The organism is Arcticibacter tournemirensis, assembly GCF_006716645.1.
Lineage (GTDB): Bacteria > Bacteroidota > Bacteroidia > Sphingobacteriales > Sphingobacteriaceae > Arcticibacter > Arcticibacter tournemirensis.
In genome coordinates this window covers 1,835,261-1,847,289 of the sequence record NZ_VFPL01000001.1, presented here as the reverse complement: position 1 = coordinate 1,847,289, position 12,029 = coordinate 1,835,261, and the positions used below count along the sequence as shown (strand labels likewise).

6 protein-coding genes are annotated in these 12,029 nt (G+C 45.2%); all 6 read left to right on the top strand.

Translation table 11 applies throughout. The features are described from left to right. Nucleotides 1-13 precede the first annotated feature (13 nt). A complete protein-coding gene (locus tag BDE36_RS07830) occupies nt 14-1,267 on the top strand; it encodes an efflux RND transporter periplasmic adaptor subunit (protein ID WP_141814422.1) in 1,254 nt (417 codons plus the stop codon). Nucleotides 1,268-1,331: 64 nt separating this feature from the next. Then, nucleotides 1,332-2,009, top strand: coding sequence for an ABC transporter ATP-binding protein (locus BDE36_RS07825; RefSeq protein ID WP_128769444.1), 678 nt, complete (start codon nt 1,332-1,334; stop codon nt 2,007-2,009). Between the two features lie 81 nt (nt 2,010-2,090). Then, nucleotides 2,091-4,472, top strand: coding sequence for an ABC transporter permease (locus tag BDE36_RS07820; protein WP_141814421.1), 2,382 nt, complete (start codon nt 2,091-2,093; stop codon nt 4,470-4,472). A gap of 135 nt (nt 4,473-4,607) precedes the next feature. After that, complete coding sequence (locus BDE36_RS07815) at nt 4,608-6,971, top strand: ABC transporter permease (RefSeq protein WP_141814420.1); 2,364 nt, start codon at nt 4,608-4,610, stop codon at nt 6,969-6,971. A 168-nt stretch (nt 6,972-7,139) separates the two neighbouring features. After that, a complete protein-coding gene (locus BDE36_RS07810; protein WP_141814419.1) occupies nt 7,140-9,503 on the top strand; it encodes an ABC transporter permease in 2,364 nt (787 codons plus the stop codon). A 144-nt stretch (nt 9,504-9,647) separates the two neighbouring features. After that, nucleotides 9,648-12,017 carry an ABC transporter permease gene (locus tag BDE36_RS07805; protein WP_141814418.1) on the top strand — a complete coding sequence of 790 codons (2,370 nt, stop codon included), beginning with the start codon at nt 9,648-9,650 and terminating at the stop codon, nt 12,015-12,017. Nucleotides 12,018-12,029 lie beyond the last annotated feature (12 nt).

Here is a 12,029-nt window from a genome sequence, read left to right as displayed (position 1 = left end):
AGTACAAATTACTGTGGACAGAGTTTTACCAAAAAAGAAGTGGAATAATAAACGAATTACTACCGTAGCGGGAATCACTGCTTTAGTATTGCTGATATCCGGAAGCATTTACTTCACCTCCGGAAAAAGCAAGCTCAACGTTGATGCCGAGCGGATCACCGTGAGTGAAATACATAAAGGGAAATTCCAGGAGTTTATTCCTGTGAACGGAATTGTCATGCCTCTTACTACCATTTACCTTGATGCTGCAGAGGGCGGGCGAGTGGAAGAAAAATATGTCGAAGACGGCGCCATGATGAAGAAAGGCGATCCGATTATGCGCCTCTCCAATACAGATCTCGAACTCACTCTAGCGAACCAGGAAACGGCCGTTTTTGATGTTCTTACGCAGATGCAGAACACCCGGAATAATTCGCAGGAGAACACCATCTCGAAATTGAATCAATTGGCAGATGTGGATAACGGCTTGAAGGAGGCTGAAAGAAAGTACAAGATGAACAAGAAGCTCTATGCCGACAGGATCATTGGATTGCAGGAGTTTCAGGCGACCGAAAATGAATATAACTATCAGCTGCGTAAAAGAAGGCTGGCCGACCGCGTGCTCAAACAAGATTCTGTTTCTGTAAAGCAGCAATTGAGCCAGATGAATGAATCATATGAGCGAATGACCAATGCTCTTCAGCTAATGAAAAAGAAGGTTGGCGATCTCGTTGTACGTGCACCGGTGGACGGTCAGCTGACGTCCATGGATGCTGAGATCGGGCAGAACAAAAACAAGGGAGAGCGGCTTGGGCAGATCGATGTATTGAGCGGATTTAAAGTCCGTGCCGATATCGACGAACATTATATCGCTAGGATATTTCCGGGATTAATGGGCGACTTTACCCTTGGCGACAAGGTTTATAAGCTTCGAATCAAGAAAGTTTTCACCCAGGTAACCAATGGCCGTTTTCAGGTGGATATGGAATTCATCGGCAAAGCTGCGTCCAACATCCGCAGAGGCCAGACCTTGCAGGTGCGGCTTGCGCTGGGCGACGAAACCCAGGCCTTATTACTGGCCCGCGGAGGCTTTTACCAGCAAACCGGCGGAAACTGGGTCTTTAAGATGAGTAAAGATGGCAAAACTGCATATAAGACAGATATACAATTGGGGAGGCAAAACCCCGACTATTACGAGATCTTAAGCGGACTGGAGCCGGGTGATAAGGTGATTACGTCGAGTTATGAGAATTTCGGAGATGTGCAGGAGCTGGTGCTAAAGAAATGAGCACTTCGCAAAGAATCCTATAAATAAAAAAAATAAAAACAGAAAGCTGTTAGCCACATATAGCATGATTAAAATAACGAACCTTGAAAAATTCTACCGCACAGAAGAGGTAGAAACGATAGCCCTTAACGGAGTGTCTATTGACGTTGCAAAGGGAGAATTCGTATCAATTATGGGACCTTCCGGCTGTGGAAAGTCCACGCTTCTGAATATCCTTGGGTTGCTGGATGACCCTGACGGAGGCAGCTATCTGTTTAATGATATTGAGGTTGCCAAATTCAATGAACGTAAGCGATCTGACCTGCGGAAACATAATATCGGGTTTGTATTTCAGAGTTTCAACCTGATCGATGAACTTACGGTTTATGAAAACGTAGAGCTTCCTTTGATCTATACCAAAACGCCTGCCGCCGAGCGGAAACGTAAGGTAGAAGCCGTGCTTGACAAAGTGCAGATCATGCACCGGCGAAACCACTTCCCCCAGCAGTTGTCGGGCGGTCAGCAGCAGCGTGTGGCCGTAGCCAGGGCTGTAGTGAACAACCCGAAACTCATTCTTGCGGATGAGCCTACTGGAAACCTCGACTCATCAAACGGGAACGAGGTAATGCAGCTGCTCACCGATCTGAATGAACAGGGAACCACTATTGTGATGGTGACACATTCTGAGCACGATTCCCGATATAGCCATCGCATCATCCGTATGCTGGACGGGCAGGTAGTAACAGAGAATATTATGGTGTAAGGAAACACCCAACTCCATAATTAAAAGCTACATAAAAACCAACAGGCCAATTGCTAACAGCCAAGCACCAATAGCCCTCTCATGATCAGAAATTACTTAAAAATCGCATTCAGAAACCTTTGGCGGCACAAGGGGTTCTCATTCATTAACATCCTTGGTCTGGCAGTAGGAATGACAGCCTTCTTTCTGATCTTTTTGTATGTTAGTATGGAACTGAGCTATGACAATTTCCATAAAAAAGCCGACAGAATTTACAGGATTATATCCGATATTAAAACTCCGACAGAGATCTTGAAAGCAAGCGGACCTTCGTGGGCTGTCCCCCCGCATCTAAAGCTTGACTTTCCGGAAATCGAGTCATTCGTCAGAATATCGAATGCCAGTCTTCTGGTAAGGAAGGATAATATCAAGTTTCAGGAAGACAATTCGCTATTTGCCGACTCGGCGTTCTTTCAGGTCTTTGACTTCAAACTGATAAAGGGAGACGGCAGGACTGCTTTATCCAATCAGCTAAGCATTGTATTAACCGAAACTACTGCGCGGAAATATTTTGGCAATAGTGATCCGCTTGGGCAAACGTTACTGCTCACTGGAGACGCTCATCCGGCGAAAGTAACAGGAGTAATGAAAGACATTCCTGAAAATTCGCAAATAAAGGCTGACATGCTGGTGTCGATGAGTACACTGACAGAGAATTTTAACCGGGGGCTTGATGATCAATGGGGAAATTACGGAGCATCGGCATACATTCTGTTGAAGCCGGGCACAGATGCAAAGGCTCTTGAAAGGAAGTTTCCGGCATTTATGGAGAGACGCAACGGAAAAGAAGCCAGGGAAAACAAGATGTCGGCAACACTATTCCTTGAACCATTACCAGATGTTTACCTTCGCTCAACACGCAACGGCAGCAAGACGGGTAACATAACGAACGTTTATATCTTCTCTATTATCGGGATTTTTATACTGCTTATTGCCTGCATTAACTTTATCAATCTCAGTACTGCCCGTTCTGTTGAAAGAGCAAAGGAGGTGGGTATCCGGAAAGTGGTTGGAGCGGCAAAAACACAGCTTTCAAGACAATTTATCGGTGAATCTCTCATTGTGTGCCTTATTGCTTTTGTTATTTCTGTGTTACTATCTGCAACCTTGCGGCCGCTGTTCAATCAGCTTGCAGGAAAAACCGTCAGCGAAGGGATCTTTGGAAGCGGTTCTCAGCTGCTGATACTGTTCTTGTGTTCCATCGTTATGGGTTTGCTGGCGGGAATTTACCCGGCACTGGTATTAGCCTCCTTCAGGCCGGTGTCGGTATTGAAGGGACGATTTGCCTCCGGCACTAAAGGTATCCTGTTAAGGAAGGGGCTTGTTGTAGCGCAGTTTACCATATCCATAACACTGATTATTGCTACTCTGGTGGTGTATAACCAGATGGACTTTATGCGAAACCGCGACCTCGGGTTTAGCAAGGATCAGATCATGGTCATCAACACCAACAGCGACCCTGCCAGAACAGCTTTTAAGGAGTCGATTTCCGGGCTGGCCGGCATTAAGTCGACTGCACTTTCATCCAGCGTACCGGGAGGAGGAAATCCGGGTGCATACTCTGAAATTGAGAACACCAAGGGCGAAATGCAGGTTGCTAATTTGGATCTCTACTTTGTCGATTTTGATTATATCCCCCAGTTCAAAATAAAGATGGTAGCAGGCAGGCCCTTTTCAAAGGAGTTCGGAACGGACACCACGAAAGCGATGGTCCTGAATGAAGCGGCGGTGAGAATGTTTGGCTACAGCTCTCCGCAGCAGGCCATCGGAAAGCGCTTCAGGCAATGGGGCCGTGAAGGAACCATCGTCGGGGTGATGAAAGATTTTCATTACCGTTCGCTGCAACGGGAAATAAAGCCGCTGTCTATGAGGATAGAACCTAACGGCTGCGAGCTTATCTCCGTAAAAGTTTCGCCAGCTAATCTTCCGTCAACAATTGCAGCTATTGAAAAGAAATGGAACGCGATGATCCCAGGGCGGCCGTTCAGTTACTATTTCCTGGATGAGTTCTTCGACCGGCAGTACCGCAGCGAAGAACAGTTCGGAAAGTTATTCCTGAACTTCGCCATTCTCGCCATATTCATTTCCTGCCTTGGCTTACTTGGTCTTGCGTCGTACAGCACGATTCAACGGACGAGGGAGATTGGGATCAGAAAAGTTTTAGGCGCCAACGTTTCAGCTATAGTAAGGTTATTGAGCATCGACTTTTTACGTCTGGTGGTCACGGCATTTGTGATATCCTCTCCGCTGGCCTGGCTGCTGATGCACCAGTGGCTAAAAGATTTTGCATATAAAATAGATATCTCCTGGGTAGTATTTGCCGTAGCAGGCAGCAGCGCCGTTTTAATCGCACTGGCGACCATTAGTTTTCAGGCGTTGAAAGCGGCGGTTGCGAATCCAGTGAAGAGTTTGAGGACTGAGTAATGCGGGTTGCGGGTTCTGTGTTGCGGGTTGTGAGAGTTATGAATTATGGGTTATGAATTATGAATTGCAGGGTTAACAGGAAGCCGAAAACTGACAGCTGAAGGCTAACACATCTTGATACTTGATACAAAAAACATGAATTATTTCAGAACCGCCTGGCGCAATCTTCTTGCGAACAAAACATATTCCCTGATTAATATAACAGGGTTGTCTGTAAGCCTGGCCGCCTGCATTTTACTGCTTTTATGGGTTCAGGATGAGCTGAGTTTCGATGGGTTTCATAAAAAAGCTGACCGGATCTATAAGGCATCGGCGATGTTCAGTAAGGAAGGAAAAACTGACATTTGGACTACCCCCGCTCCCCTCGCCACCAAAGGGAAACAAGAGGTTCCGGAAATTGCCGACGCCTGCCGCGTGACGGGCTTATGGGAGATTAATAAATTGCAGTATAAGGACAAGAAGTATTTTGACCTTCGATGCGGATTGGCAGACCGGTCTTTCTTTACGATGTTCAGCTTTACCCTGCTTGAGGGCAATGCTAAAAACCCTTTTCCCGACAATCAGTCTGTGGTAATATCGGAGAGCACGGCAAAGAAGTTTTTTGGCGAAGAAAGCCCAATAGGCAAGATAATTCAGGGCAACGACAGAGAACGATTTCAGGTAACCGGCATAATGAAAGATATTCCGGCAAACTCCTCTATCAGGTTCGATCTTATCGTACCTTTCACCATTCTCGAACGTGAATATGATGGCAAAGGATACTGGAAAAGTCTTGATGAAAACTGGGGCAATTACAATTACGACACCTACTTTTTGCTGAAAGAAAATACGAACGCGGCGGCAGCAGCAAAGAAATTAACCGGCATCCATCAGAAAGCTCAGCCGGGAAACTTTACGAGGAACCTGAATTATGTCCTGCAGCCGTTAGAAAGAGTCCATTTGTACAGTGCCGACGGGAAAGACCAGGATATGGCTACTGTGAGGATCTTTTTCATTATTGCAATGGTAATACTCCTCATAGCCTGTATTACTTATGTCAATCTTATTACCGCAAGAGCAATAAGAAGAGCGAAAGAGATTAGTTTACGTAAAATAGTGGGTGCTGGGAAGGTGCAGTTGTTCCTTCAGTTCATGAGCGAATCGCTTCTCCTCTTTCTAATCTCTATGGTTACCGCCACCATACTGATCTTTCTGATCATGCCCTTATACAATAGCATAGCCGGTAAGCACATGACTTTTGTGTTGTTCAGCGCTGAAGTTTGGCTGACTTATCTGTTTACCCTGGTTGCCACGCTGATGCTCGCCGGCATCTATCCTGCGATCACCCTTACCGCATTCAAACCTATCGAAGCGCTACGGGGCAAACTTTCGGGTTTCGGAAAAAATGTGACGATCCGCAAGATACTCGTCGTTTTGCAGTTCACGCTTTCGGTTATATTGATTATAAGTACGTTTGTTATCGGCAAGCAGCTAAAGTACATACGGGAGAAAAATCTTGGTTTCGACAAAGAAAACATCCTGATGGTGAACCTGCATGAAATCGGCAACCATTATGATGCGGCGAAGTCCGAGCTTCTTAGCCGGCCGGAAATCCTAGACATTACATCTTCGGGTGAGGATATTATGAATAGTTACAGTTCGACAGGCGATGCTGAATGGGATGGTAAGACGGCTGCCCATGAAACCTTCATGATCAATCAAAACCCTGTTGAGAGAAACTTCCTGAAGGTAATGAATCTAAGGCTGGTAGCCGGATCTGGCTTTACAGGGACACGCGCTGACAGCTCTAATTTTATATTGAATGAGACAGCTGTAAAAGCAATGGGAATAAGTGATCCGGTTGGAAAACGGTTTAAGTTTCATGATCAGAACGGAACGATCGCCGGAGTTGTAAAAGATTTCCACTTTCAGAATCTCCACAACACCATAAAACCGGTAATACTTTACTACAACCCGACCTGGAAGAATATCATGTATGTAAAAACATCGGCCATGAATACATCCAAAGCCATATCGGCTCTGAAAAAGGTTTGGACGCAATACAATGGCGACCTCCCCTTTAAGTATAAGTTCCTCGACGACACTTTTAACGAGATGTACCGGGCGGATATCCGTATCGGAATGTTGTTCAATAGTTTTGCCATTATCACTATTTTAATATCATGCCTTGGATTATTTGGCCTGATCACCTTCACTGCCGAAAGCAGGGTTAAGGAGATTGGCATCAGGAAAACCCTGGGCGCGGGCATCAGTCATATAGTGGGAATGCTGTCTAAAGACTTCCTGATCCTTGTACTGATATCATGTGCCATTTCCTTTCCGGCTGCATGGTGGGCATTGAATAAGCTTCTGCAACAATACGCTTACCGCACCGCCCTAAGCTGGGAAATTTTTGCAATAGCCGGAGTTCTTACTCTGTTGATTGCTATGCTAACAATCAGTTTTAAGGCGGTTAAAGCTGCGCTCGCAAATCCTGTCAAGAGCCTGAGAACGGAGTAATGTGGGTTGCGGGTTCTATGTTGCGGTTGCAGGAGTTATGAATTATGAGTTGTGGGATATGAATTATGAGATTAACAGGAAGCTGATTGTTGACAACTGACAGCAGAAGGTTAACACATCCTGATACTTGATACTTGATACTAGATACTTGATACTTGATACTAAAACATGAACTATTTTAAAACGTCCTGGAGAAATATTAAAAAGCGGAAGGCATTCTCTGTGATCAATGCAGGAGGGCTTGCTTTAGGTATGACAAGCTGTTTGTTGCTATTACTATATGTATGGCACCATTGGAACTACGATAAACAGTTTACCGGCATAGAAAACATCTATGTTCTGCAAAACAACCAACAGGGCGACGGCAAGATATTTACTTTTCTGGCAACGCCTAAGGTTATCGCCGGTACTATAGCAACCGAGGTGCCGGGTGTAAAAAGAACAGCAAGGGTACTGAGTTATACTGCCGGCGGTTTAATCAGTTATAAGGAAAGCGGAATAAAAAAGGACGGACTTTTTGCCGATCCTGCTTTCTTTGAAATGTTCGACTATAAATTTATAAGTGGCTCGCCTGCAAAAGCCCTGGCACAACCCAATTCCATTGTACTTACACGGGATCTGGCCGCCAACCTCTTTGGAGACGACAATCCGATGGGAAAGACGGTCAGAAGAAACGACACCACGCAACTCATGGTAACCGGCGTTGTAGAGAACATTCCAACGAATACAACGTTCCGGTTCGATTATTTTCTTCCCTGGAGCATTGTTGAAAATGAGCAGTCCTGGATTAAAAATGCCGGCTGGGGCAGCAATTTTTGCCAGACTTTTGTCCAGCTGAAAGACGAAAAATACTATTCCTCCGCTAACGGGATCATCAAAAAGATGATCAATAAAAACCAGAACGGATATAAAGGTGAAGCTTTTATGTTTCCATTCGCAAAACTCCACTTATGGTCGAAGTTCGAAAACGGAAAATCCGTTGGAGGAATGATAGATCAGATACGTCAGTTTTCGATCCTGGCCATCTGCATTCTGCTGATTGCGTGTATCAATTTCATGAACCTTTCGACTGCCAGATCGGAAGAGAGGGCAAAAGAAGTAGGGATACGTAAGGCAATCGGATCATCAAGAAAATCGCTGATAGCACAATTTATGAGTGAGTCGCTTATCCTGTCGCTATTCGCAATGATAACCTCTGTTATTCTACTTTTTATTTGTCTGCCATACTTCAACCGCCTGCTCGGCATTCAGCTATCGGCGCCGTGGTCGCAATGGTATTTCTGGGCATTCCTGGTGGGAATTACAGTACTAACGGGCGTTGTTTCGGGGAGTTACCCGGCTTTTTATCTTTCGTCGTTCCGACCGGTAAAAGTTCTGAAAGGGGCACTGAAAACAAGTAAAGGGACACTTTCGCTCCGAAAAGTACTTGTTGTTATTCAATTCGGCTTTGCTGTCTTTCTTATTACCGCCACCCTGTGTGTGTACAGGCAAATCAGCTTTATCCGGAATAAACCTACGGGATTCGACAAAGTAGGGCTGGTGGAAATTCCGGTTGAGGGAAATTTGGGGAAAAGCACTGACCTGTTTATCCGGGAAGCAAAAAATGCGGGAGCAATTGTTTCGGGTACGGGCCTTTCTCAAAGTATAACCCAGTCGGGCAACAATACATGGGGGTTTGAATGGCCCGGAAAGCGTCCTGACGAACAGGTCTTAATAGATGTATTGCGCGTGGGCAACGATTTCACCGCTACCACGGGAATTAAGCTTATAGAGGGCCGTCAGTTTTCAGGAGCAAACGCTGCAGATACAAGCTCTTCCACTATAATAATAAATGAAACGGCGGCTAAAATCATGAAACTGAAGAGTCCGGTTGGAAGTATTATTAAGTCGGGTGGCTCGCCGGTTACCGTCATTGGAGTTATTAAGGATTTTATATGGGGATCGCCTTATCAGAAGGTCGCACCGATGGTATTAAGTTACAGCGGATCAAGCAGCTCTGTACTTGCAGTAAGGCTAAATCCTGCAAAGAATATCAGCTCGTCTGTCAGGAAGATGGAGGAAATCCTTAAATCGATTAATCCTGCTTATCCACCGGTTCTTCATTTTACGGATGAGGATTTTGAAAAGAAGTTTGAGAATGAAAAGACACTCGGATTGCTGGCAAACCTCTTCGGCGGACTGGCTATTATCATCTCCTGCCTTGGCTTATTTGGGCTTGCAACTTACGCTGCAGAACTCAGAACCAAAGAGATAGGAATAAGAAAAGTATTAGGCGCCAGCGTACAAGGTATAACAACGCTGCTCTCAAGGGATTTCCTTCAATTGGTGGTCATCTCTATAATTATCGCTGTGCCCTTGTCATGGTGGAGCCTGGGTAAGTGGCTTGAGAACTACGAATATCGCATAAGTCTCGACTGGACTTTGTTTGTTTTCGCCGGGCTGATCACTATCATTGTAGCACTTCTTACAGTGAGTTTTCAGGCGGTTAAAGCCGCATTGGCGAATCCGGTGAAAAGCCTGAGGTCGGAATGAATTGTGGGTTGTAGCTGTGGGTCAAGTAGCAAGACACAAGTATCAAGTATCAAGAAATGACGAGGCAGAAAGAGATTGAAAGCTGATTTCTGAAAGCTGATTATTGATAGCCAATCGCCAATTGCCAATCGCTAGAAACTGATTATGTTCTTCATTCACTATATAAAGGTTGCAGCACGGATCTTATTCCGCAATAAACTGATATCAGGCATTAACCTGCTTAGTTTATCTGCAGGGATAGCTGCTGTTTTATTAATAGCATTATATATCCAGAGCGAGAACCAGTACGACACCTTCCATAAAAAGGGCGACCGGATCTTCAGGGCTGGTTTTACATTTTGGGAACAGGGAAAGGTGTATGACAGGGAGATCCCTGACTTTTCGCCCCTCTTCGGTCCGGATGCAAAAGCGGAGCTTTCGGGTATTGAAGACTTTTGCCGGATGGCGGGGAGCGGTGAAAGGTACATCGGCTACGGTGACCGCAGTTTTAAGACAGAAGGAATGCACTACGCCGATTCTTCTTTCTTTAATCTTTTTTCATTCAGGCTTCTGGAGGGACATCCGTCTTCTGCATTAAAAGCGCCGAACACCATTGTCCTCGACAAAACAACGGCTGTTAAACTTTTTGGCGATATTCAAAAGGCAGTCGGAAAGACGGTACTCCTTAACGGCAAAAAGGACTTTTTGGTAACCGGGGTAATTGAAGATGCTCCTTCCAATACCGATATCCGGTATACAGCCCTTCTTTCTTTTTCAACATTAAGTTCTGATCCTGATGCCTTTATGAGCTGGCGGGGAGGATACCGGTATACCACCTACCTTCTGCTTAATAAACCGGAGAATGCGGCGGCTCTTGAAAAAGAACTTCCCGCCTTCATGTGGCGACATATTAATAAAAGCGACGCATCAGATGGAAGTAAAACAGAGGCTAGTCTGCAGCCGCTGAAAGATATACATCTGAAATTTAATTACAACTCGGAAACATTGAGCAGAAATCTAACGATCTTTAGTTCAGTTGCCATTCTGATCCTCATTATTGCATGTGTCAATTATATAAACTTCAGCACAGCCCAGTCGTTCACAAGAATAAAGGAAATAGGAATACGAAGAGTTCTTGGAGCCGACAAAAATCATCTTTCGTTCAGGTGGCTTACTGAATCGGCAATAACAACGTGCATGGCTTTCGCCATTGCTCTGATTTTAATTCTATCTCTGGCCCCTGTATTTACAAGGCTGACAGGAAAAGAACTGTCTATTGCAGGTGAACTATTCAACGGCAAGCTTCTTTTAATCGCGGGCATTGTATTTATTGTGATAAGTGCCGGAGCCGGGGCCTACCTCAGCTTCTATCTTCGTAAGGTAACCATCAGGAATACTTTAACTGCGACCGCAATCAGCGGAAAAAAAGGGTCTACCGGAAAAACTCTAATTGTCCTTCAGTTTATCATATCCATTGCTTTAATAACCTGTACATTCATTATTTATGAGCAGGTGAGCTTTATAAAGTCGCACCCTACGGGCATTGACCGCGAAAACGTGGTTTTAGTCCCGCTTGCCGGCAATAACAAGCAGGACGACCTGACATCCCGTATAAAGCAGGATGTTTTGAACCTTAGCTTTGTAAAAACGGCTTCGGCTGTTTCAGAAATACCGGCTTCCGGCATCACCATGAATGGCTTTTTAGCTGAAGGCCAGTCTCAGTCTATGATGATCCACCAGCTGGATGCCGATGAAGATCTGCTGAAGACTTTTGGCTTAAAACTCAACTCTGGCGACTGGTTTTCGAAGGCATTGAGAACAAAGGAGGACGGCTATGTTATCAACGAAACACTTGCTAAACAATTGGGATGGCAGAACGCTGTTGGAAAAATAATTGAACGGGATGGTCCTCACCGGGTGATCGGAGTAGTGAAAGACTTTAACTTCACTTCCCTGCACGACCGGATCGAACCCCTGATCATCACCAACAAACCGTGGGGCGGGTATCAATACCTCGCTGTCAGGTACACTTCAAATCCATCTCTGCTTATCAAACAGATAAAGTCGATCTGGGAATCAAACAGCGATCTTCCCTTTGACTACTGGTTCCTGGATGCAGAATTTGATTCGATGTACAAAAGTGAGCAACAGTTCACGAGGCTGCTGATAGGCTTTTCAGTGCTTTCTATCGTGCTTTCTTTATCAGGGGTATTTGGACTGGTGAGCCTTAGCATTCAGAAACGGATTAAGGAAATTGGCGTCCGTAAGGTTCTGGGCGCTTCGGTTGCAGATATTGTGCGGCTTACTTCCTCGGGGTTCTTCGCTTTAATTGCACTGGCTTCACTGATAGCTATTCCTTTGAGCGCTTATCTGGTGAACAAATGGCTTCAGGATTTTGCCTACCGGATGGAGCTGCAATGGTGGATGTTTGGATTGGCTGGCGCTGTGGTGCTGCTCGTTACTTTACTAACCATAAGTGCCAGGGTAATAAAAGCTGCACTTACTAATCCTGTGGAAGTATTGAGGAATGAATAATATTGACTTGAC